Annotated in this window: 22 protein-coding genes; 10 read left to right on the top strand and 12 right to left on the bottom strand. The window is 67.9% G+C overall.

The annotated features are described in order from the left end of the window. Positions 1 to 14 precede the first annotated feature (14 nt). Positions 15 to 1,433, bottom strand: coding sequence for an NAD(P)H-dependent flavin oxidoreductase (locus GGQ62_RS10670; protein ID WP_152577724.1), 1,419 nt, complete (start codon positions 1,431 to 1,433; stop codon positions 15 to 17). A gap of 93 nt (positions 1,434 to 1,526) precedes the next feature. Between GGQ62_RS10670 and GGQ62_RS10665 the strand changes: the two genes are divergently transcribed. Beyond that, positions 1,527 to 2,762, top strand: a complete 1,236-nt coding sequence (locus GGQ62_RS10665; RefSeq protein ID WP_207790484.1) for a glycerate kinase type-2 family protein — start codon at positions 1,527 to 1,529, stop codon at positions 2,760 to 2,762. Here the strand turns inward: GGQ62_RS10665 and GGQ62_RS10660 are convergent. Genes GGQ62_RS10660 through GGQ62_RS10625 form a run of 8 tightly spaced genes read right to left on the bottom strand, consistent with a single transcriptional unit; the run spans position 2,759 to position 8,234 of the window. Beyond that, positions 2,759 to 3,079 carry a phosphoribosyl-ATP diphosphatase gene (locus tag GGQ62_RS10660; protein ID WP_152577336.1) on the bottom strand — a complete coding sequence of 107 codons (321 nt, stop codon included), beginning with the start codon at positions 3,077 to 3,079 and terminating at the stop codon, positions 2,759 to 2,761. The two genes, GGQ62_RS10665 and GGQ62_RS10660, sit on opposite strands and share 4 nt — an antisense overlap. Further along, the gene (gene hisF / locus GGQ62_RS10655) at positions 3,076 to 3,837 is read right to left on the bottom strand and encodes an imidazole glycerol phosphate synthase subunit HisF (RefSeq protein WP_152577337.1); all 762 of its coding nucleotides are present in this window, start codon (positions 3,835 to 3,837) and stop codon (positions 3,076 to 3,078) included. The genes GGQ62_RS10660 and hisF overlap by 4 nt, the downstream gene beginning before the upstream one ends. Then, positions 3,834 to 4,550 (bottom strand): 1-(5-phosphoribosyl)-5-[(5-phosphoribosylamino)methylideneamino]imidazole-4-carboxamide isomerase, encoded by a 717-nt coding sequence (hisA, locus tag GGQ62_RS10650; protein WP_152577338.1) that lies wholly within the window; start codon positions 4,548 to 4,550, stop codon positions 3,834 to 3,836. Before hisA ends, hisF begins: the two co-directional genes overlap by 4 nt. Continuing rightward, entirely contained in the window at positions 4,547 to 5,197 is a 651-nt protein-coding gene (hisH, locus tag GGQ62_RS10645) for an imidazole glycerol phosphate synthase subunit HisH (protein ID WP_152577339.1), read from the bottom strand. The genes hisA and hisH overlap by 4 nt, the downstream gene beginning before the upstream one ends. Next, positions 5,148 to 5,759, bottom strand: coding sequence for an imidazoleglycerol-phosphate dehydratase HisB (hisB, locus tag GGQ62_RS10640; protein WP_152577340.1), 612 nt, complete (start codon positions 5,757 to 5,759; stop codon positions 5,148 to 5,150). Before hisB ends, hisH begins: the two co-directional genes overlap by 50 nt. Positions 5,760 to 5,811: 52 nt before the next feature. Next, positions 5,812 to 7,167, bottom strand: coding sequence for a sensor histidine kinase (locus GGQ62_RS10635; protein WP_243446631.1), 1,356 nt, complete (start codon positions 7,165 to 7,167; stop codon positions 5,812 to 5,814). Between the two features lie 3 nt (positions 7,168 to 7,170). Further along, the gene (locus GGQ62_RS10630; RefSeq protein ID WP_152577341.1) at positions 7,171 to 7,857 is read right to left on the bottom strand and encodes a response regulator transcription factor; all 687 of its coding nucleotides are present in this window, start codon (positions 7,855 to 7,857) and stop codon (positions 7,171 to 7,173) included. Further along, positions 7,854 to 8,234 carry a PDZ domain-containing protein gene (locus GGQ62_RS10625; RefSeq protein ID WP_152577342.1) on the bottom strand — a complete coding sequence of 127 codons (381 nt, stop codon included), beginning with the start codon at positions 8,232 to 8,234 and terminating at the stop codon, positions 7,854 to 7,856. The genes GGQ62_RS10630 and GGQ62_RS10625 overlap by 4 nt, the downstream gene beginning before the upstream one ends. A 247-nt stretch (positions 8,235 to 8,481) precedes the next feature. Between GGQ62_RS10625 and GGQ62_RS10620 the strand changes: the two genes are divergently transcribed. Both GGQ62_RS10620 and GGQ62_RS10615 read left to right on the top strand, forming a co-directional pair. Beyond that, positions 8,482 to 9,654, top strand: a complete 1,173-nt coding sequence (locus GGQ62_RS10620; protein WP_152577343.1) for a glycosyltransferase — start codon at positions 8,482 to 8,484, stop codon at positions 9,652 to 9,654. A gap of 110 nt (positions 9,655 to 9,764) precedes the next feature. Further along, entirely contained in the window at positions 9,765 to 9,977 is a 213-nt protein-coding gene (locus tag GGQ62_RS10615) for a hypothetical protein (protein ID WP_152577344.1), read from the top strand. Between the two features lie 6 nt (positions 9,978 to 9,983). Here GGQ62_RS10615 and GGQ62_RS10610 read toward each other — a convergent pair whose 3' ends face one another. Beyond that, positions 9,984 to 10,613 (bottom strand): 1-acyl-sn-glycerol-3-phosphate acyltransferase, encoded by a 630-nt coding sequence (locus GGQ62_RS10610; RefSeq protein WP_152577345.1) that lies wholly within the window; start codon positions 10,611 to 10,613, stop codon positions 9,984 to 9,986. A gap of 161 nt (positions 10,614 to 10,774) precedes the next feature. Between GGQ62_RS10610 and hslV the strand changes: the two genes are divergently transcribed. From hslV to GGQ62_RS10585, 5 genes are all read left to right on the top strand, one after another. Next, a complete protein-coding gene (gene hslV, locus GGQ62_RS10605) occupies positions 10,775 to 11,335 on the top strand; it encodes an ATP-dependent protease subunit HslV (RefSeq protein ID WP_152577346.1) in 561 nt (186 codons plus the stop codon). Between the two features lie 5 nt (positions 11,336 to 11,340). Next, a complete protein-coding gene (gene hslU / locus GGQ62_RS10600; protein ID WP_167649668.1) occupies positions 11,341 to 12,657 on the top strand; it encodes an ATP-dependent protease ATPase subunit HslU in 1,317 nt (438 codons plus the stop codon). A gap of 53 nt (positions 12,658 to 12,710) precedes the next feature. After that, complete coding sequence (locus GGQ62_RS10595; RefSeq protein WP_194287050.1) at positions 12,711 to 12,971, top strand: type II toxin-antitoxin system Phd/YefM family antitoxin; 261 nt, start codon at positions 12,711 to 12,713, stop codon at positions 12,969 to 12,971. Further along, on the top strand, positions 12,968 to 13,360 hold the full coding sequence (locus tag GGQ62_RS10590; RefSeq protein ID WP_153401211.1) for a type II toxin-antitoxin system VapC family toxin: 393 nt from the start codon (positions 12,968 to 12,970) through the stop codon (positions 13,358 to 13,360). Before GGQ62_RS10595 ends, GGQ62_RS10590 begins: the two co-directional genes overlap by 4 nt. 77 nt (positions 13,361 to 13,437) lie before the next feature. Next, positions 13,438 to 16,053: a M1 family metallopeptidase gene (locus tag GGQ62_RS10585; protein WP_152577349.1), complete on the top strand. Its 2,616-nt coding sequence runs from the start codon at positions 13,438 to 13,440 to the stop codon at positions 16,051 to 16,053. On the opposite strand, the gene GGQ62_RS10580 is transcribed toward GGQ62_RS10585, so the two are convergent. Both GGQ62_RS10580 and GGQ62_RS10575 read right to left on the bottom strand, forming a co-directional pair. Beyond that, a complete protein-coding gene (locus tag GGQ62_RS10580; protein ID WP_167649581.1) occupies positions 16,050 to 17,231 on the bottom strand; it encodes an alpha/beta hydrolase family protein in 1,182 nt (393 codons plus the stop codon). The genes GGQ62_RS10585 and GGQ62_RS10580 overlap by 4 nt on opposite strands. Positions 17,232 to 17,457: 226 nt before the next feature. Next, entirely contained in the window at positions 17,458 to 19,053 is a 1,596-nt protein-coding gene (locus GGQ62_RS10575) for an isocitrate lyase (protein ID WP_152577351.1), read from the bottom strand. A 144-nt stretch (positions 19,054 to 19,197) separates the two neighbouring features. Between GGQ62_RS10575 and GGQ62_RS10570 the strand changes: the two genes are divergently transcribed. Next, positions 19,198 to 20,625: a helix-turn-helix domain-containing protein gene (locus GGQ62_RS10570; RefSeq protein ID WP_167649580.1), complete on the top strand. Its 1,428-nt coding sequence runs from the start codon at positions 19,198 to 19,200 to the stop codon at positions 20,623 to 20,625. Positions 20,626 to 20,716: 91 nt separating this feature from the next. Beyond that, positions 20,717 to 20,920: a hypothetical protein gene (locus GGQ62_RS10565; protein ID WP_167649579.1), complete on the top strand. Its 204-nt coding sequence runs from the start codon at positions 20,717 to 20,719 to the stop codon at positions 20,918 to 20,920. The last annotated feature ends 2 nt before the right edge of the window (positions 20,921 to 20,922 follow it).

Here is a 20,922-nt window from a genome sequence, read left to right as displayed (position 1 = left end):
CGATCCGAGCGCGGTCAGGCGCCGGTCAGGATGCGATCGACCAGCTGCCCGACCGTCGGCACGAAGCCATTGGAATAAAAGGGATCCTTGGCAAAGCGGAAGGCCGAATGGCCGCCGAACATCAGATTCTGTTCGGTATCGCCGCCATGCGCGATGTCCTGCAGCGTCTTCTGGATGCAGAAGCTGCGTGGGTCCGCCAGCCGGCCGGTGGTATTGGTTTCATTGTCCGCCCAGCTGGAAAAGGCGCATTGCGACAGGCAGCCCATGCAATCTGCCTGGTCCTTGCGTACCATCGCCTTCTCGGCCGGGCCCACGAACACGAGCGTGTTGTCGGGCGTTTTCAACGCGTCGGTAAACCCCGCCCCATGCCATTCGCGGGCGCGCAGCAAATCGTCCCGCGTGACATAATAGCTTTTGCGGCCGACGCCGACATCGAGCAGGAACTGGTGATCACCGGTCGCCGTCGTGGAAAAGGCGATCTGGCGTTCGGACCGACCCTCGAGTGTGCGCAGGAAGGGATTGCGCACCGCGCTGGAATAAAAGCCGGTCGGCGAGAATTTGTGCAGGGAAATATCGCCCTCCTGCAGGGTCATCAGCCGTGCTTTCCAGCCTTCCGGAATCGGACTTTCCTGCGTCAGCAGCGGGCGGGTGCCGAACTGGAAGACGATCTGGCCGAGATCGGGGTTGTCGATCCAGTCCGTCCATTCGCTGAGCGCCCAGACGCCGCCGGCCATGATGATCGGCACGCTGTCGGCGATGCCCGATTCGCGCATGACGGCGCGCAATTCGCGGACGCGCGGCAGCGGGTCCTGCGGGACGCGCGGGTCCTCGGCGTTCGACAGGCCGTTGTGGCCGCCGGCGAGCCAGGGATCTTCGTACACCACGGCGCCAAGCCACTCCGCCGCCTTGGAATAGGCGCGCTTCCAAAGGGCGCGAAAGGCGCGGGCGCTGCTGATGATCGGGTAATAATGGACGCCGTGATGGGCGGCGATCTCCGACAGCTTGTATGGCATGCCGGCGCCGCAGGTGACGCCATGGACAAGGCCCTTCGTGCGCCCGAGCACGCCTTCGAGAACGCGCTGGGCACCCCCCATTTCCCACAGGACGTTGATGTTGAGTGCGCCGAAGCCGCGCGACAGTTCGGGTTCCGCCATCTCATAGGCACGCTGCACCTGCTGCACCGCGCCTTCGATGGCATATTCGACCAGTTCCTCGTGGCGCTCGCGCCGGGTCAGCGCCGAATAGATCTGGGGAATGATGCGACCCTCGGGGTCGTAACTGTCGGCGTTGACGGCGGAAATGGTGCCGACGCCGCCGGCGCGGGCCCAGGCGCCTGACGACAGATGGTTGGTCGCGGCGACACCCTTGCCGCCTTCGACCAGCGGCCACATTTCGCGGCCGCCCATGGAAACCGCCTTCAGCCCATTCAGCATCATTATCCGATCAAACTCCGTGCGCCCCCGCGCGCGATGTGATGTCTATACGGCGAAAACGCCAAAAAAATGCAAGAAATCGTGAGGGGCTCCGTGACGCAGTCGGACGCAGGGGACAGCGAGGACAGGCTGTCGGCGCTGTTTTCCACCGCCATTTCGGCGGTTTCCGCCGATGCGGTGATGCCGCGCCTGCTGCCGCCGGCGCACCGGCGGCTGGTCGTGATCGCCATCGGCAAGGCGGCAGTGCCGTTGATGGCAGCAGCACAGGCGCGCAGCCCGCGCCCGTTCGGCGGACTGGTGGTGGCGCCCCATGGCCATGTTCCGGCAGGTACGGGATGGCCGAGGGTGACGGTCCGCACCGCCGGCCATCCCGTGCCCGATCCGGACAGCCAGGCCGCCGCCGATGCGGCGCTGGCACTGGCGAGAGGGCTGGGGCCGGGCGACCACCTGCTGATGCTGGTGTCGGGCGGCGGCTCGGCGCTGCTGGCGGCGCCCGTCGCCGGCGTGACCCTGGCCGACAAGGCCGCGTTGACGCAGGCGCTGCTGCGATCGGGCGCGGCGATTGCCGAGATCAACTGCGTGCGCCGGGCGCTGTCGCGGATCAAGGGCGGTCGGCTGGCGGCGGCCGCGGCGCCGGCGGCGGTCACCACCTGGGTCATTTCCGACATCCCGGGCGACGATGCGGCACTCGTCGCCTCGGGGCCGACGCTTGCCGGCGACACGGGCGACGCCGCAGCCGTGGTGGCGCGATACGGCATATCCGTTCCACCCGGCGTCGCAGCAGAGCTGGCGGCAGCGGCGCCGGCAGCGGTCCCGCCCGGCGATGTGCAGATCCTCGCCCGCGCCCGCGACGCCCTCGACGCCGCCGGCCGGGCAGCGGCCGCCCTTGGCTATGGCGTCATCAGTCTCGGCGACGACCTGCAAGGCGAGGCACGCGCGATCGGCGCCGCGCATGCCGCGCTGGCCCGTCAGGCGCCGGCCCGGACCGCAATCATCTCCGGTGGCGAGACCAGCGTGACGGTAACGGGACAGGGCGGGCGCGGCGGGCGCAACCTCGAATATGCGCTGGCACTGGCGATCGGCCTCGATGGCGCCCGCGGTATCACCGCGCTGGCAGCGGACAGCGACGGCATCGACGGGTCGAGCCACGCGGCCGGCGCCCGCATCGGCCCGGACACGCTCGCCCGCGCCCGCGCGCGCGGGCTCGATCCGGCGGCGTTCCTCGCAGCGAACGACGCGCATGGCTTTTTCGCAGCGCTGGGCGATTTGCTGGTGACCGGGCCGACGCTGACCAATGTCAACGACATCCGGATCATCCTGGTCGACTAGACCTTGCGGCTGGCCTTTTCGGCGATGCCCGACACACCTTCGCGGCGTTCGAGCTCGGCGCGAATGTCGTCGAAGCTCAGCCCGGCATCGACGAGCAGCACGGCAAGATGGAACATCAGGTCGGTCGCTTCGCCGACGATCTCGCCGCGGTCCTTGCCCATCGCCGCGATGACGGTCTCGACCGCTTCCTCGCCGAGCTTCTGGGCGATCTTGGCACGGCCCTTGGCGGTCAGCCGCGCGACATAGCTGGTCGCCGGGTCGGCATGGCGATTGAGCGTGATGCGGGCGATCACCCGGTCGAAGACGTCGTCGGTCATTTCCGCACCCTCACGCCGGCCGCCGCCAGTGCCGCCTTGGCGTCGGCAACCGTCGCCTCGCCGAAATGGAAGATCGACGCCGCCAGGACCGCGCTGGCATGGCCTTCGACAACGCCGGCGACAAGGTCCTGCACGCCGCCGACCCCGCCCGACGCCACCACCGGCACCGGCACCGCATCGGCGATGGCGCGGGTGAGGGCGAGGTCATAGCCGCCGCGCGTGCCGTCACGATCCATGCTGGTCAGCAGGATTTCGCCCGCCCCCAGCTGCGCCGCTTCCTGCGCATAGGTCACCGCGTCGATGCCGGTGGCGCGGCGCCCGCCATGGGTGAAGATCTCCCATTTGCCGGGCGCGACCGCCTTGGCATCGACAGCGACGACGACACACTGGTCCCCGAAGCGCATCGCCAGTTCGCCGATCAACGCCGGGCGGGCGATGGCGGCGGAATTGACCGCGATCTTGTCGGCGCCGGCCAGCAGCAGCGCCCGGGCATCGGCGACCGATCGGACGCCACCGCCGACCGTCAGCGGCATGAAACAGGCATCGGCGGTCGCTTCGACGATGTGGAGCAGCGTGCCGCGATCCTCGTGGCTGGCGGTGATGTCGAGGAACGTCAGTTCATCGGCGCCGGCGGCGTCATAGGCCCGCGCCGCCTCGACCGGGTCACCGGCATCGCGCAACGCGACGAAGTTGACGCCCTTGACGACACGGCCGTTGGCGACGTCGAGGCAGGGGATGACGCGGACGGCAAGACTCATGCCGCCGCCGCCAGGGCTTCGGCAAGATCGAGCCGGCCATCGTACAGCGCCCGGCCGGTGATGACGCCTTCGATATTGGGCTGGCCGACAAGCGCGGTGATATCGGCCATGCCGGCAACACCGCCCGACGCGATCACCGGCACCGGGCTGACCGCCGCCAGCGCCAGTGTCGCCGCCAGATTGACGCCCTTCAGCATCCCGTCGCGGCCGACATCGGTGAAAAGCAGCGCTGCAACCCCCGCGTCGGCAAAGCGCGCCGCCAGTTCGGCCACCGGCAGCGTCGAGCGTTCGGCCCAGCCGCGCGTCGCCACCATGCCATCGCGGGCATCGACCGCCACCACGACGCGGCCGGGGTGCGCCATGGCGGTATCGCGGACCAATGCCGGGTCCTCCAGCGCCGCCGTGCCCATCACCACCCGCCAGACGCCGGCCGCCAGCCAGGCTTCGGCCTGTGCCCGCGTGCGGATGCCGCCACCGACCTGGACGCGGCCGGGGAACGCCGCGATCGCCGCACGCACGCCATCGCCGTTGCGGCTGGCGCCGGCAAAGGCGCCGTCGAGATCGACGACATGCAGCGCCGTCGCGCCGGCATCGGCAAAGGCCCGCGCCTGCGCGCCGGGATCGTCATTGTAGATCGTCGCGCGGTCCATATCGCCTTCAGCAAGGCGCACGCATTTGCCGCCCTTGAGGTCGATCGCCGGGAAGATGATCATGCGGCAAGCCAGCGCTGGAGGAAGGCCAGGCCATAGGCCTGGCTCTTTTCGGGGTGGAACTGCACGCCGGTGATGTTGCCGCGCGCGACGATGGCGGGGAAGGCACCGCCATGATCGGCGGTGGCGCGGACATCGGCGGCATCGTCGGGGTCGAAGCGGTAGCTGTGCACGAAATAGGCGTCGCCGGTCGGCACGCCGCTGTCATTGGCGGCGGTCACCGCGTTCCAGCCCATGTGCGGGATCTTCAGCGCCGCGTCGTCCGGCGTCAGCCGCGTGACCTTGCCCGGCAGCCAGCCGAGGCCCTGGTGGACGCCATGTTCATGACCTTCGGTCGCGAGCAGCTGCATGCCGACGCAAATGCCGAGGAACGGCGTGCCGCGCACCCGCACGGCATCATCCAGCGCCGCTTCGATCCCGGTGGCGCCGCGCAAGGCGGTGATGCACTGGGCAAAGGCGCCGACGCCGGGCAGCACGATCCGCGCCGCAGTGGCGATGCGCGCCGGATCGCCGGTGATTTCGACATCTGCGCCCGCCGCTGCCAGCGCGCGGGCGACGGAGCGCAGATTGCCGGCACCATAATCGACGACCGCAATGCGATCAGCCACCGGTGATGCCCCCCAGCGTGCCCTTGGTCGACGGCACGGCATCGGCCTTGCGCGGATCGATGGCGACGGCGGCGCGCAGCGCCCGCGCCAGCGCCTTGAAGCAGCTTTCGGCGATATGGTGGTTGTTGACCCCGTAAAGCGTTTCGACATGCAGGGTGATCCCGGCGCTGCCGGCAAACGCCGCGAAGAATTCCTTGACCATCTCGGTGTCGAGCTCGCCCAGCTTGGGCTGGGTGAACGCGGTCTTCCAGACGAGATAGGGCCGGCCCGAAATGTCGAGCGCGACGCGGGTCAGCGTTTCGTCCATCGGCACCAGTGCATCGCCATAGCGGGTGATGCCGCGCCGGTCGCCAAGCGCGCGCGCCACGGCCTCACCGAGCGCGATGCCGCTGTCCTCGGTGGTGTGGTGGCCATCGATATGCAGGTCGCCCTTCGTCGTCAGGGTGATGTCGATCAGGCTGTGGCGCGACAGCTGTTCGAGCATGTGATCGAGAAAGCCGATCCCGGTCGAAACCTGATATTCACCGCTGCCATCAAGGTTGACGGTGACGTCGATCGCCGTTTCCTTGGTGGCGCGGGCGACGGTGGCGATACGCTGGATCATGGCGGCGCGGGTAATGCATCGGCGGCGCGGCGGCAAGGTGGCGGGCGGTGGTTCAGCCCTGGGTTCGCAAGGTCATTTCGACGCGCAGCCCGGGTGCATTGTCGCCCAGCGCCAGGTTTCCGTCGTGAAGATGCGCCACCGCTTCGACGAGGGACAGGCCCAGCCCGGCCCCCGGCGCATGGCGGCTGGGGTCGAGCCGGCCGAAACGGCGCAGCGCCGTGGCGCGGTCGGCGACGGCGATGCCCACGCCATTGTCGGCAACCGATATGGTCAGCGCCGCTTCCGACAGGATCGCCGACACGGTGATCCGCGTCGCCCCGGCGGCATGGCGCATGGCATTGTCGATGACGTTGCCGATCGCCTGGCTGACCAGTTCGCGGTGCAGGCGGAAATGGCCCTCGAACGGCGTCACCACCAGGGTGATGCCGCGATCCTCTGCCGCCGGGCCATAAAGCTCCCCGATGTCGCCGAGCATTGCCGCAACGTCGACATCGCCGAAGCGATCGCGGCCGATGCCGGCTTCGGCCTGGGCGATCTGCATCGCCGTCGCCAGCATCGTCTGCAGCGCCGCGGCCTCGACCGACACCCGCTCCATCGCCGCCGTCGCCACCGGGTCGTCGGTGGCATTGCGTGCCTCTTCCAGCGTCGCCGTCAGCCGGAAGATCGGGCCGCGCAGGTCGTGCGCCAGGCTGCCGGTGACGATGCGCAGTTCCTCGACCAGCGTCTGGATACGCGCCAGCATGGCGTTGACGCCGTCGCCCAGCCTGTCGAAGCTGTCGCCGCTGCCGTCGAGCGGCACCCGGCGCGCCAGGTCGCCTTCGGCCACCGCGCTGGCCGTATCGGCAATGCCGGCGACGCGCCGGTTGATGGCGCGCGTCATCGCCGCCGCCACGATCAGCGCCAGTGGCACAGTGAACAGGAAGGCGGCGATCAGCACGCGCTGGCTGACCTGGGCGTAGCGCACGTCGGATTCGATGACATGGCCGGTCAGGAGATGGCTGCCCCCGGGCAGGGTCGTGGCGCTGATGCCCAGCCGTTCGGCGCGGTCGGCGCCGGTGCGGAACAGGTCGATCGTCTGCCAGTTCGTCGTTCGGGCCACCACCGGCGGCCAGGCTGCAAGGTTGCCGGCGATGACCCGGCCATCGGCCGCGGTCAGCAGCAGCACGAGATTTTCGCCGCGCAACGTGTCGAGCCGGCTGGTGATCTCGGTCGCCAGTGCGGCGTCACCACCCCGCGCATGCCAGGCGCGCAGATCGTTCGCGACTTCGGCGACAATTTCCTGCCGGTCCCGCGCCGATTGCTGGACGATGGCGTTGCGCGCCAGCAGCAGCACGCCGCCGGTCATGGCGATCTGCAGGACGAAGATCAGCGCGACCAGCCGCGCCGTGGCGGACGACAACAGCCGCACGCGCTAGACTTCGGGCCCGAAGCGATAGCCGGCGCCGCGGACGGTGTGGAGCAGCGGCTTGTCGAAGCCGGCGTCGATCTTGCGCCGCAGCCGGCTGACATGGACGTCGATAATGTTGGTGCCCGGGTCGAAGTGGTAATCCCAGACGCCTTCCAGCACCATGGTGCGCGTTACCACCTGGTCCGGATGGCGCATGAGGAACTCGAGCAGGCGAAACTCCAGCGGTTGCAGCGCCACCGTCATGCTGCCGCGCTTGACGCGGCGCGCGAGCAGGTCGAGTTCCAGATCGGCACAGACCAGCCGGGTTTCGACCGCCGCCGGGGCGTTGCCGCGGCGCGCCAGCCGCTGCAGCCGCGCCAGCAGTTCGGCAAAGACGAAGGGTTTGACGAGATAATCGTCGGCGCCGCCGGTCAGCCCGGTGATGCGATCATCGGCGGTGCCCAGCGCCGACAGGATGATGACCGGGGTTTCGATGCTGGCGGCACGCAACGCTGCGAGAACGGCAAGGCCATCGAGCTGCGGCAGCATGCGATCGAGCACGACAACATCATAGCTGCCGTCGCTGGCGAGGAAGAAGCCGTCGCGGCCATTGTCGGCGCGATCGACATTATACCCGGCCTCGACCAGTCCCTTGACGATGTAATCGGCGGTCGTGCGATCGTCTTCGACAACCAGAATCTTGCGGCTCATGACCGATCCCCGTCCCGCTGCAACATTACATGCCGGATGGCATGATTATGGGCGACAGCCATGTCAATCACCGGGTCGGGATGCGTGCGCAACGCGGCGATCGCGCCGGCGCGGCTGGTGACATGGTGGCCGTCAAGCCCCACGATGCGATCCCCGACCGCAATCCCGCCCTTGGCGGCCACGCTTCCGCTCTGCACGCTGGTGACGATCAGGCCTTCCCCGGCACGGCCGTCGGCCGCCGTCAGGCCGGGCAGATGGGCGCGTTCCGTGCGCGACGGGGCCAGCAGCGACGTCGCCGCCAGCCCCGCGACGAGGGCAGCGACCACGATCGCCAGCGGCAACCGCGCGTCGGCCCAGAACCGGCCTGCATCCGTCATTGAAAGCGTCCATGACCGCGCCGACCCCGGCGCACCTGCGTGAATCTAGCGATGACTGCGCGCGTGTCGCGTGAAGTTGATTTCATGCAGCGGTGAAGGCGCGGGCGGGCCGGGCGTGCGATGCCGGGCCGGGTCCGCAACCGGACCCAGCCAAGGGAATTCGATTGACGGCGGCGCCTTGGCTGATGCAAGCCAGACATGTCGGGACTGGCACGGCGACGGCCGTGGATCTGAGGCGCTGACGCTGATGCGAATTGTCGATATTTCAGCACTTTATTCGCCGAGCGGCGGGGGCATCCGCACCTATACCCGCCTCAAGCTGGCAGCCGCCGAACGCCTTGGCCATGACCTGACGGTGGTGGTGCCGGGCGCCGAAGACAGCGTGGAACAGGTCAGCGACGCGGCGCGGCTGGTCAGCATTGCCAGCCCGCGCTTTCCGCTCGACCGCAATTATTTCTATTTCGAGAACGACGCCATCATCCACGACGCGCTCGACCGCTATCAGCCCGACTTCATCGAAGCGTCCTCGCCCTGGGGCAGCGCCACCGCGGTCGCCGAATGGACGGGAACCGCGCCGCGCGCGCTGATCATGCACGCCGACCCGCTGTCGGCCTGGGCCTATCGCTGGTTCGAAGGCGTGTTCAGCCGTCCCACCATCGATCGCGGGTTCGACTGGTTCTGGCGGCACCTGCGCCGCCTCGATGCCGGATTCGACACTGTCGTCTGCGCGTCCCCCAGCCTGGCGGCACGGCTGACCGCCGGCGGGCTGCACCATGTCGAAACCGTGCCGATGGGAGTCGAATCCGGCGTCTTCGGCCCGCAGCACCGCGATGTCGGGCTGCGCGCCCGGCTGCTCGAACGCTGCGACCAGCCCGAAAATGCCACGCTGATCGTCGGCGTCGGACGCTTCTCCCCCGAAAAATGCTGGCCACTGATCATCGCTGCCGCAACGGCGGCGGGGGTCAATGATCCGCTCGGGCTGGTCCTGGTCGGCGATGGCCATGGCCGTACCAAGATCCTGCGCGCCGTCGGCGAAAACCCGCATATCGCGCTCGTCGCGCCGATCACCGACCGGGGCCAGATGGCACGAATGCTGGCCAGCGCCGATCTGCTGATCCATGGCGCGTCGGCCGAAACCTTCGGCCTGGTCGCGGCGGAAGCGCGCGCCTCGGGCCTGCCGATCATCGTGCCGGCCGCCGGCGGGGCAGGGGACCAGTTCGTCGAAGGCCAGGGCGTCACCTTTACCGCCGGCGACGCCGGCAGCGCGGCCACGGCCATCGGGGAAGCCATTGCACGCTTGCCGGCACTGACCGCGGCGAGCCGCCTTGCGGCGCGCGGGGTGCCGACGATGGACGAACATTTCGAAGCGTTGTTCCGCCGCTATGCAGCAATCGCCGGGGCGCGTCGCAAGGCCGCGTGACATGCGCCCGCAGTCTTTATGAACTATTAATAATGCTTGTTTCATCCCCTGCATTGGACTAATGCTTATGCCAAGGGCGTAACGTTCGGGTGGGTGGACAGATTGGCGCTATGAAGACTTATCGGCTTTTCGCCCTCGACACGACCGGACGGGTCGACAGGGGATTCGAGCAGGCATTTCAGAACGATGACGACGCGATCCGCTTTGCCAGCGGTCTTGACGATGCGGCGCTGGTCGAGGTTATGCGCGGCACCAAGCTGGTTGCGCGCGTGCGCCACCATAATGGCCGCACCACCGTCATCGCCAACGAACAGGCATCCTGACGTCCGTCAGTTGCCGGTCAGCACGAAATTTTCCGGATATTTGGCGGTAGCCTCGGCATAGAAGCCCTGGATGATCGCCAGGTCGGCGGCATAATCGCCGCTGGGCCAAAGGGTTGCGGGCAGCGATACCGTCTTTTTGGCATAGTCCATCACGGCAAAGGTGATCGGAACGCCAGCGCCGACGGCGATGTGATAAAAGCCGGATTTCCACTTCAGCACCCGGTCGCGCGTGCCTTCGGGCGGCACCACCAGGATCAGCCCCGCTTCCGCGGCAAAGGCGGCGCGCATCGTGCCGACGACATCGTTGCTGCGGCTGCGATCGATCGGGATGCAGCCGGTCCAGCGGACAAGCGCGCCGAACGGGCCCTGGGTCAGGCTCTTCTTGCCCATGTAGCGCAGGCGAATCCGCCATTTGGCAGCTGCCGCGATCATCCAGATGCCATCCCAGTTCGATGTGTGCGGTCCGGCGGTGACCACCGCCTTGGCGTCGTCCGGCCAATCCCCGGCAATGCGCCATCCCCCCAGCGCCAGAAAGCCGCGGCCCAGCCAATGCCAGACGTCCATGCCGAAACCGCGGGACGGGCGCGGGCGCGCCGTGGTCAGGTCATGGAGGATGAGGGTGCCGGGCGGGTGCATCCACGGGCCTTACCAGACGCCCCCGGGGCTGGCGATTCCGCGCCGCCGCAAAAAATGACAGGGCGGCAACCTTTGCCCCGCGCCGGCCCCGGGGGGCTTTTCAACCGCCGACGACACCCTACATCCCGATTACATTCAAGTTGCGAAAGCCCCCTTTCCCCATGGCAGACTTCCCCGATTGGCACGGCACGACCATCGTGTCGGTGCGCAAGAACGGCCATGTCACCATCGCCGGCGACGGCCAGGTGACGATGGGCCAGACCGTGATGAAACCCAATGCCCGCAAGGTCCGCCGCCTCGGCCCCGATGGCGCCGTCATCGGCGGCTTTGCCGGCGCCACCGCCGACGCCTTCACCCTGTTCGAACGGCTGGAAGCAAAGCTGGAACGCTATCCCGGCCAGTTGACCCGCGCCGCGGTCGAGCTTGCCAAGGACTGGCGGACCGACCGTTACCTGCGCCGGCTGGAAGCGATGATGATCGTTGCCGACAAGGACGTGACACTGGTGCTGACCGGCACCGGTGACGTGCTGGAACCGGTCGGCGGCATGGCGGCGATCGGTTCGGGTGGCAATTTCGCCCTCGCCGCCGCCCGCGCTTTGGCCGATTCGGACCATGATGCCGAAACCATCGCGCGCCGCGCCATGGGCATCGCGGCCGAATTGTGCGTCTATACCAACGACCAGCTGACCGTCGAAAATATCGGCGGCGGAGAGACGAAATGACCGTGATGACCCCGATTGCCGCAGCCGAGGCCGGCCTGACCCCGCGCGCCATCGTCGCCGCGCTCGATCGCCACATCGTCGGCCAGGGCGATGCCAAGCGCGCCGTCGCCGTGGCACTGCGCAACCGCTGGCGCCGGCAACGGCTGGGCGATGACCTGCGCGACGAGGTTTCCCCCAAGAACATCCTGATGATCGGGCCCACCGGCTGCGGCAAGACCGAGATCAGCCGGCGGCTGGCACGGCTGGCCGGCGCGCCGTTCCTCAAGATCGAGGCGACCAAGTTCACCGAAGTCGGCTACGTCGGCCGCGACGTCGATTCGATCATCCGCGATCTGGTCGAGGAATCGATCCGGCTGGTCCGCGAAACGCGGCGCGCCGGCGTCAAGGAAGCTGCCGAAAGCGCGGCCGAAGCCCGGTTGCTCGACGTCCTCGTCGGCAAGGATGCCAGCGAGGCAACGCGGCTGGCGTTCCGGGACCGGTTCCGCTCGGGCGACCTCAAGGGCCGCGAAGTCGAGATCGAGGTCGCCGAGACCGCACCGAGCTTCGACATGCCCGGCATGCAGCCCGGCCAGGTCGGCATGATCAACCTGTCGGACATGCTCGGCAAGGCGATGGGCGGCCGGACCAAGCGTCGCAAGATGCGCGTCGAGGCGGCATGGGAAGCTCTTGTCGCCGAGGAATCCGACAAGCGGCTCGATGACGAGGACATCGCGCGGGAGGCGGTGCGCAGCGCCGAGGACAATGGCATCGTCTTTCTCGACGAGATCGACAAGATCGCCGTCAGCGATGTGCGCGGCGGCTCGGTCAGCCGCGAGGGCGTGCAGCGCGACCTGCTGCCGCTGATCGAAGGCACCACGGTTGCGACGAAATATGGCCCGGTGAAGACCGACCATATCCTGTTCATCGCCTCGGGTGCGTTTCACGTGTCCAAGCCAAGCGACCTGCTGCCCGAACTCCAGGGCCGGCTGCCGATCCGCGTCGAGCTGAAGGGCCTGACCTATGAGGATTTCAAGCGCATTCTGACCGACACCGAAGCGTCGCTGGTCCGCCAATATGTGGCGCTGCTTGGCACCGAAGGCGTCACGCTGACGCTGACCGACGACGGCATCGACGCGATCGCGCGCACCGCCGAACAGGTCAATGACGCGGTCGAGAACATCGGCGCGCGGCGGCTGCAGACGGTGATGGAAAAGCTGCTCGAAGGCCTCAGCTTCGATGCCAGCGAGCGCGCCGGTGACGCGGTGACGATCGACGCGGCCTATGTCGAACGCGAACTCGGCGCGATCGCGCGGGATACCGATCTGTCGAAGTTCATCCTCTAGCCTTTTGCGGCGCAAACATGTAGTCTCGCGTAGTCACAATCGGGATGCGCGTGATGGAAATGTCGGTTCGGGAGGCCAAGGCCCGGTTCAGCGCCGCGCTGGCGGCAGCCGAACGCGGCGAACCGGTGGTGGTGACGCGGCATGGCAAGCCGGTGGCGCGCATCATGCCGTTCGTCGCCGAACCGACGGGCGTGGACTGGGAGAAGGCGGCGCGGATCCGCAAGGAACTGGGTATCGCACCCGTTGGCAGTGACTGGGTCGATGACTTCAACGATCCGGCGTTCAGCCGCGCATTGCTCGGGCTGGACGATTGACGCTGCTCCTCGACACGCATGTCGTCATCTGGGCCGCGACCGACGAAGCCGAGCTGACCCCGGGCGAACGCAATGCGATATCGGCCGCCGGCGTGCCCGTGGTGTCGGCAGTCGCGGTGTGGGAAACGCGATTGAAGTGGAACAGCTTTCACCCGTCCGGCCAACGCAAGGGCGTGATCGCGCCGGAGATGCTGCTGCGCTTCGTCGATGTCATCGGCTGGACGATCTTGCCGCTGTCCGCTCGCCACGCAGCAACGCAGTTGCAGGTTCCCATGGCCCACCGCGACCCGTTCGACGAGCTGCTGCTGGTGCAGGCGCAGGTCGAGGGCCTGCGATTGCTGACTCGCGATTCGGCGTTGCGTGGCCATCCGCTGGCGCTGTTTGCCTGACGGCCATCGCTCTTGCCGCTCGTTCGCCGTCGCGCCAGAGTGACGATAGACTTTTGTTCCTCTGTCGAAGGTTCCCCATGCGTCTGTTCGCGCTGTCCGTGTTGCTCGCCTCCACCGCCGCGCTTGCCGAAGGCATTCCGCTCGGCAAGCTGCCTGCTGGGGTCGCCCCCACGGCGTATCGGCTCGACCTGACCGTCGACCCCGCCCAGCCGACCTATAGCGGCCATACCGAGATCGACGCCGACGTCGCCGCGCCGACCAGCCGAATCTATCTCCACGGGCTCGGGCTGAAGGTCGCCAGCGCCACCGCCACTGCCGGCGGCAGGACGGTTGCGGCCCGATACAGCGAAGTCGACCCCTCCGGCGTCGCGCAGCTCGACTTTGCCGCGCCGCTGCCCGCCGGCAAGGTCACGCTGAAATTCGACTATACCACCGGCTTTCGCACCGGCGCCGAAGGCCTGTTCCGCGCCAAGGTCGGCGAGGACTGGTACGCCTGGACCCAGATGGAACCGCTCGACGCCCGGCGCATGTTTCCCGGCTTCGACGAACCGGGGTTCAAGACGCCGTTCACCGTCACCGTGACCGCACCGTCGGCGGTCAAGGCCGTTGCCAACGCGCCCGAAACCGGCACATCGCCCAAGGGCGCGATGACCGTGCACCGCTTTGCGCCGACCAAGCCGCTGCCGACCTATCTCGTCGCCATCGGCGTCGGGCCGTTCGACATCGCCGGCGCCACCATCCCTGCCAATGCGGTGCGCAAGACCCCGCTCGATTTCCGCGTCATCGCCACCAAGGGCCAGGCGCCACGAATGGCGACCACACTGACCGAAACCCCCAAGATCATCGCCATCCTCGAAGACTATTTCCAAAGCCCCTACCCGTATGAAAAGCTCGATTTCATCGCCTCGCCGGTCCAGGGCGGCGCCATGGAGAATGCCGGGCTGATCCTTTACCAGGACACGCTGATCCTGCTCGATCCTGCGGCACCGCCCAGCCAGTTGCGCCGCTTCGGCGTCGTCGTGGCGCATGAATCGGCGCATCAATGGTTCGGGGATCTGGTGACGCCGACGTGGTGGACCGATATCTGGCTCAACGAGAGCTTCGCCGAGTGGATGGGCAACAAGGCCAGCAACCGCTGGCGTCCCGACCTCGGCATCGCCGCCGGCGAGCTCGACGAAGCCTTTTCCGCGATGAACACCGATTCGCTCGGCCGCGGCCGGCCGATCCGCCAGACCATCGATCGCAACGACCAGGTCATCAGCGCCTTCGATTCGATCACCTACCTCAAGGGTGCGCAGACGGTTTCGATGTTCGAGGCCTTTGTCGGGCCGGAAAACTTCCGCAAGGGCGTCCAGCTCCACCTCGATCGCTATGCCTACAAGAATGCGACCGCCGAGGATTTCTTTGCCTCGGTCGGCGAGGCGGCAGGCAACCCCGATCTGGTGCCGGCGCTGCGCACCTTCACCGACCAGACGGGCGTGCCGCTGATCACCGTGGCCGATACACCGAAGGCCATCACCCTTGCCCAGTCACGCTATGTGCCGCTCGGCGTGGCGACCGACAAGATGGCACGGCTCTGGTCGATCCCGGTGACGCTGTCGCGCGGCGAAGGCCGGGCGGCGACGCTGCTGACGACACCGACCGCGACACTGCCGCCGCTGATCGGCACCACCCCGGCGCTGATGCCCAACGCCGATGGCGCCGGCTATTACCGGTTCAGCCTCGACCAGGCCGGCTGGGACAGGCTGATCGCGGCGGCGCCGACCTTGCCCGGCCGCGACGCCATGGCCTTCGCCGACAGCCTGTGGGCGGACTTTGCCGCCGGCCGCGCCGATTTCGCCACCGTCATGCGCGCCGCCGAAGCGCTCGCCGGCAATCCGGAACGGCTGGCGGCCGTGCTGCTCGGCAACAAGCTGTACGGGCTGCGCGCGACCATGCTGACGCCTGCGGAAATTCCCGCCTACCGGCGCATCATGGCTCGGCTCTACACGCCGCGCCTCACCACCATCGGGTTCGACCCGGCGGTGGCGATGGCGCCGGGCGAAAGCGCCGAAACCGCGGCGCTGCGCGAATCGTTGCTGCCGCTGGTGGCGCTCGAAGCGCGCGACCCGGCGGTGCGCAAGCAACTCGTCACTGCGGTCGATGCCCTGCTGGCGGGAAACCCCGCAGCGCTTGCCCCGGCGTTCCGCAGCACCGGCCTTGCGGTGGCGGTGCAGGACGGCGGCCGCGGCTTCATCGACCGGCTGTGGCCGGTGCTGGTCAAGTCCGCCGATCCGCTGTTCCGGACCCAGGCGTCGCGGGCACTGGGCCGCGTAGAGGATGCAGCGACCATCGCCCATGTCCAGCAACTGGCGATGGGCGACGACCTGCAGAGTCTGGAACGGACCGGAGTCCTGTCGAGCCTTGCTGCCAATCCGGCAGCGCGCGACGCCACCGTGGCCTTTGTGTCGAAGAACTTCACCCGCGTCGTCGAAAGCTTCCCAGGCTTTGCGCGTGCCGGCATCATCGGCTTCTACAACGGCTATTGCACCCCGGCCGATGTCGATCGTGTCGAGGCGCTGGTGCGCCCGAACCTCGCCATCCTGGGCGGCGGCGACCTCGAATTGTCGCAGACCAAGGAGCGGATCGGCCAATGCGTGGCGCTGAAGGCCGCGCGCGGCAGCCAGATCGCCGCCGTCCTGGCGAAATACTAGGGCTTGGTCGGCGCGGGGCTTGGCGGCGTGTGCGTCGCCGTCAGCCCCAATTGCCAGCGCGGCGCAAAGCCCTTCAGGCTGCCGTCCGCCGCCGCATCGAGCCAGGCGGTGCGGCTAGCATCGCCCTTCAGCGTCAGGTCGAGGAACGCCGTCAGCGAGCGGAAGATGATCGCGTCGGCCATGTCCTTGCGCCACACCGGCTCGTCGATCGCGTCGCGCAGCCGCTGGGTATCGGGGGCGCTGGCGGGCGGCGGGTTGCCGCCGAGGTTGTGGCGGGCATTGGCAAAGACCAGCAGGCGGCGGTCGCTGCGGACGGCATTGTCGTGGAGCCAGCGGATGCCGTCGGCGCCCGCAACATCGTCCTGATCGCCCATGATCCACAGGCTGGGCAGCGTCAGCCCCGACAGGCCGGCGGGCGTGAACGACCGGGTTGCAGCCGCGCCGCCCCAGGGCGCGATCAGCACGACCGCACGCACCCCGGGCGCCGGCGCCGCGGGTTCGAGCACCGAGGCCATGGCGGCGGCGGGCACCTGGCTCATCACCGTGCCGCTGCGGGCGTGACCGGCGCCGCCGGTCGCGAGTGCGCCGAAACCGCCCATCGAATAGCCGATGACGGCGACATTGGCCGGATCGACCAATGTTGCCAGCGGGTTGCTCTTTCCCTTCAACCAGGCGAGCGCTGCCCGCTGGTCCTGGCTGCGGCGCACGACCGAGGTGGCAAAGGCCTGCAGCCGCGTGCCGGGGTTCATCGCACCGCGGTCGTCATGATCGATGCTGGCGACGAAATAGCCTTTCGAAGCAAGGTTTTCCGCCATCCCGCTCATCGCCGTCGACCAGCGACCAAGGCCGTGGCTGAGCAGGATCGTCGGCAGGCGCGGGCCCGGCGCGGGCGCCGCATCGGTGGTGGCGATGCCTTCGAAGACAAGCTCGGCGGGGATGCCGGCGGGGGGATTTTCGAAGCGGTGGGGGTAGCTGGTGGGGGCGCCAGGGGCCGCGGCAGGGTAGAAAAGGGTAATGCCGAGGTCGCGGCCGGGGCCGGCGGGAAAGCGCAGCTCGCGGGTGCCGACGGGGCTTGGGCCGGGCGCCGCAAGTTCCGGCGCATCGGCCGGCACCAGGCTGGGCGGGCGGGCGGAGGCAGGGGCGGCAAGGAGGAGGGCGAGGGTCAAGATGCGGTGCATGGCGCGGGTTGTGCGATTGTGGCGCGGGGGGTGCAAGAGGGCCGGGGTGTGAATTTTTTGCGGCGGGCGTTGGCGGGTGATGCGGCGGAGGGGGCGGGGTGTCGGGGGGCGCAGCGAGCATGGGCAAAGCCCATGCCGGCGTCAGACGAGATCGGCCAGCGAAGCTGTCCGCCTCGCTGGCCGAGCTTGCGCCTGTCGGCGCGTAGCTTGCTACGCGCTCGCGGCGCTACGCTGCAAACTGGTTCATCGTGTTGTGCGCGCCCCCAGCCTTCAACGCCGCCTCCCCGGCGAAATACTCCTTGTGGTCATCGCCGATGTCCGATCCCGACATGTTCTGGTGCTTCACGCACGCAATGCCCTGGCGGATCTCGGCGCGCTGGACGTTCTTGACATAGCCCAGCATGCCGGCGTCGCCGAAATATTCCCGGGCGAGATTGTCGGTCGAAAGCGCCGCCGTGTGATAGGTCGGCAGGGTGATGAGGTGGTGGAAGATGCCGGCGCGCGCCGCGGCATCGCGCTGGAAGGTGCGGATCCGCTCATCCGCCTCGGCGCCAAGCTCGGTGCCGTCGTAATCGACGCTCATCAGCCGGGCGCGGTCATAGGCCGACACATCCTTGCCGGCGGCGACCCAGGCGTCATAGACCTGCTGGCGGAAATTGAGCGTCCAGTTGAAGCTCGGCGAATTGTTGTAGACCAGCTTGGCGTTGGGAATGACGTCGCGGATGCGGTCGACCATGCCGGCGATCTGTTCGATATGCGGCTTTTCGGTTTCGATCCACAGCAGGTCGGCGCCGTTCTGCAGGCTGGTGATGCAATCGAGCACGCAGCGGTCCTCGCCCGATCCGGCGCGGAACTGGAACAAATTGCTCGGCAGGCGCTTGGGCCGCAGCAGCTTGCCGTCGCGGTTGAGGATGACGTCGCCGTTGCGGGCCGTGGCCGGGTCGATCTCCTCGCAATCGAGGAAGCTGTTGTACTGGTCGCCGATGTCACCGGGTTCCTTCGACACGGCGATCTGCTTGGTGAGGCCGGCCCCCAGCGAATCGGTGCGGGTAACGATGATGCCATCCTCCACGCCCAGTTCGAGGAAGGCGTAGCGGCAGGCGCGGACCTTGGCGAGAAAGTCCTCGTGCGGAACGGTGACCTTGCCGTCCTGGTGGCCGCACTGCTTTTCGTCCGACACCTGGTTCTCGATCTGCAGCGCGCAGGCCCCGGCCTCGATCATCTTGCGGGCAAGCAGATATGTCGCCTCGGCATTGCCGAAGCCTGCGTCGATATCGGCAATGATCGGCACGACGTGCGTCTGGTGGTTGTCGACCGCGGTCAACAGCTGCTTTTCGCGCAGCACGTCGCCGGCGGCGCGCGCCGCGTCGATCTCGCGGAACATCATGCCGAGTTCGCGGGCATCGGCCTGGCGCAGGAAGGTGTAAAGTTCCTCGATCAATGCCGGAACGCTGGTCTTTTCGTGCATCGACTGGTCGGGCAGCGGCCCGAAATCGCTGCGCAGCGCCGCCACCATCCAGCCCGACAGATAGAGATAGCGCCGGTCGGTCGAACCGAAATGCTTCTTGATCGAGATCATCTTCTGCTGGCCGATGAAGCCGTGCCAGCAGCCCAGCGACTGGGTGTATTGCGCCGGGTCGGCGTCATAGGCGGCCATGTCGCGGCGCATGATGCCGGCGGTGTAGCGCGCGATGTCGAGCCCGGTGTGGAAGCGGTTCTGCAACCGCATCCGCGCCACGGATTCGGCGCTGATACCGTCCCAGCTGCCGCCTTGCTTGCCGATAAGGGCCTGCATCTGGGTGATGTGTTCCTGGTACGCCATCGATTTCGCCCTGTTACAATGATGTTGCAGCGCCGCATAAGCCCCGCGCCCGCGGCTCGGAAGGCCCGGCGAAGTCCGGATGTAGGACTTTACAAGCCGATCTTGTAACGTTGTAAGAACTCCACAAGATCGCGAGTCGAGGCCATGTCGAACGACCATCCCGTCTATATGGGCCCCCGCCTCAAGCGCCTGCGCCGCGAGCTCGGCCTGACCCAGGCGAACATGGCCACCGACCTCGATATTTCCCCCAGCTATGTCGCGCTGCTGGAGCGCAACCAGCGGCCGTTGACCGCCGACCTGTTGCTGCGGTTGGCGCGCACCTATCGGCTCGACATGGCGGCACTTGCGACCGACAGCCATGACGACAATATCGCGCGGCTGCATGGCGTCCTGAAGGACCCGATGTTCGCCGACATCGATGTGCCGGCACTGGAGACAAGCGACGTCGTCACCGGCTTCCCCGGGATCACCGAGGCCTTCCTGCGCCTTCACACCGCCTATCGGGAGGAGCATCTGGCGCTGGCCGACAGCAGGGCCGAATCCCGGGGTCCCGAAGGCCAGGACGCGAGCGATGCGTCGGCGAGCGACCCGGTGGCCGAGGCGCGGCGCTTCCTCGCGGCGCGGCGCAACAATTTCCCGGCGATCGATGATGCCGCGGATGCGCTGGCGACCACGGTCGCCGAAGCCGGCAGCCTTGCCGCCTATCTGAAGGCGCGCCACAAGCTACGAATACGGCGACTGCCGCGCGACGTGATGGGCGGCGCGCTCCGGCGCTTCGACCGCCATCGCGACGAGGTGCTGCTCGACGACACGCTCGACAATGCCAGCCAGACCTTCCAGCTGGCGCTGCAGCTTGCCTGGCTCGAACTGCGCGCCGAAATCGATGCGCCGCTGAAAACCGCCGGTTTCCGTTCCGAAAGCGGCGAACGGCTGACCCAGAAGGCGCTCGCCAGCTATGCCGCGGCGGCGGTGATGATGCCCTATGCCGGCTTTGCCCGCGCCGCCGAAAAACGCCGTTACGATGTCGAGGCGCTGGGCCGCCAGTTCGGCGCCAGTTTCGAGCAGGTGGCGCACCGGTTGACGACGCTGCAGAAGCCCGGCGACAGCCAGGTGCCGTTCTTCTTCATCCGCATCGACCCGGCGGGCAATGTCTCCAAACGCCTCGATGGCGCCGGCTTTCCGTTCGCGCGCCATGGCGGCGCCTGCCCGTTATGGGCGGTGCACCAGGCGTTCCGGCGACCGCGCGAGATCATCACCCAATGGATCGAGCTGCCCGATGGCCAGCGCTTCTTCTCGATCGCCCGGTCGGTCACGGCCGGCGGCGGCGCCTGGGGCTCGCCGCGGGTCGAACGCGCCATCGCGCTCGGCTGCAGCGCCGAACATGCCGGCCGGCTTGTCTATACCCAGGACCCCGCCAGCCCCGGTCCCGAAACCGCGACCCCGATCGGCGTGACCTGCCACCTGTGCCACCGCACCCGCTGCATGGCACGATCGGCACCCCCCATCGGCCGCACGGTCCTGCCCGACGACTTCCGCCGCGCCAGCGCCCCGTTCGGATTTTCGGATATCTGACCCCGGCCGGTCATGCCGGCACAGGCTGGCACACGGAGCGTCGTCGAACCTTGGAAGACCGGCCGCCGGTGCGAAACCCGGGCTCGCGGAAATGTGGCTGTGGCGGGGCGCGTTTGTCGCTGCCTCCGCCACCTCCTCCCCTTTTATGCGCGATCCGCTTGCCAGCCCAATGACGCTGGGTTACGCGCACGTCAATGCGACTTTCGATAGGAAACGCATCATTTTCTTCCAATTTTGCCCGCTGCAATGCAGCATCGCGCCCGAATCCGCTGCAAATTCCTTGAAAACGCATTGAAA

The sequence above is a fragment of the Polymorphobacter fuscus genome (assembly GCF_011927825.1).
In the GTDB taxonomy this organism is placed as follows: Bacteria; Pseudomonadota; Alphaproteobacteria; order Sphingomonadales; family Sphingomonadaceae; genus Sandarakinorhabdus; species Sandarakinorhabdus fusca.
This window is presented reverse-complemented; position numbering and strand designations above follow the sequence as displayed.

Bases quoted from the DNA above. Each gene is read 5' to 3' on its own strand.
- GGQ62_RS10670 (WP_152577724.1), bottom strand. From the start codon at position 1,433: ATGCTGAATGGGCTGAAGGCGGTTTCCATGGGCGGCCGCGAAATGTGG.
- GGQ62_RS10660 (WP_152577336.1), bottom strand. From the start codon at position 3,079: ATGACCGACGACGTCTTCGACCGGGTGATCGCCCGCATCACGCTCAAT.
- hisF (WP_152577337.1), bottom strand. From the start codon at position 3,837: ATGAGTCTTGCCGTCCGCGTCATCCCCTGCCTCGACGTCGCCAACGGC.
- hisA (WP_152577338.1), bottom strand. From the start codon at position 4,550: ATGATCATCTTCCCGGCGATCGACCTCAAGGGCGGCAAATGCGTGCGC.
- hisH (WP_152577339.1), bottom strand. From the start codon at position 5,197: ATGCCGTGCCGTCGACCAAGGGCACGCTGGGGGGCATCACCGGTGGCT.
- hisB (WP_152577340.1), bottom strand. From the start codon at position 5,759: ATGATCCAGCGTATCGCCACCGTCGCCCGCGCCACCAAGGAAACGGCG.
- GGQ62_RS10630 (WP_152577341.1), bottom strand. From the start codon at position 7,857: ATGAGCCGCAAGATTCTGGTTGTCGAAGACGATCGCACGACCGCCGAT.
- GGQ62_RS10625 (WP_152577342.1), bottom strand. From the start codon at position 8,234: ATGACGGATGCAGGCCGGTTCTGGGCCGACGCGCGGTTGCCGCTGGCG.
- GGQ62_RS10620 (WP_152577343.1), top strand. From the start codon at position 8,482: ATGCGAATTGTCGATATTTCAGCACTTTATTCGCCGAGCGGCGGGGGC.
- GGQ62_RS10615 (WP_152577344.1), top strand. From the start codon at position 9,765: ATGAAGACTTATCGGCTTTTCGCCCTCGACACGACCGGACGGGTCGAC.
- GGQ62_RS10610 (WP_152577345.1), bottom strand. From the start codon at position 10,613: ATGCACCCGCCCGGCACCCTCATCCTCCATGACCTGACCACGGCGCGC.
- hslV (WP_152577346.1), top strand. From the start codon at position 10,775: ATGGCAGACTTCCCCGATTGGCACGGCACGACCATCGTGTCGGTGCGC.
- hslU (WP_167649668.1), top strand. From the start codon at position 11,341: ATGACCCCGATTGCCGCAGCCGAGGCCGGCCTGACCCCGCGCGCCATC.
- GGQ62_RS10595 (WP_194287050.1), top strand. From the start codon at position 12,711: ATGGAAATGTCGGTTCGGGAGGCCAAGGCCCGGTTCAGCGCCGCGCTG.
- GGQ62_RS10585 (WP_152577349.1), top strand. From the start codon at position 13,438: ATGCGTCTGTTCGCGCTGTCCGTGTTGCTCGCCTCCACCGCCGCGCTT.
- GGQ62_RS10580 (WP_167649581.1), bottom strand. From the start codon at position 17,231: ATGCACCGCATCTTGACCCTCGCCCTCCTCCTTGCCGCCCCTGCCTCC.
- GGQ62_RS10575 (WP_152577351.1), bottom strand. From the start codon at position 19,053: ATGGCGTACCAGGAACACATCACCCAGATGCAGGCCCTTATCGGCAAG.
- GGQ62_RS10570 (WP_167649580.1), top strand. From the start codon at position 19,198: ATGTCGAACGACCATCCCGTCTATATGGGCCCCCGCCTCAAGCGCCTG.
- GGQ62_RS10565 (WP_167649579.1), top strand. From the start codon at position 20,717: ATGTGGCTGTGGCGGGGCGCGTTTGTCGCTGCCTCCGCCACCTCCTCC.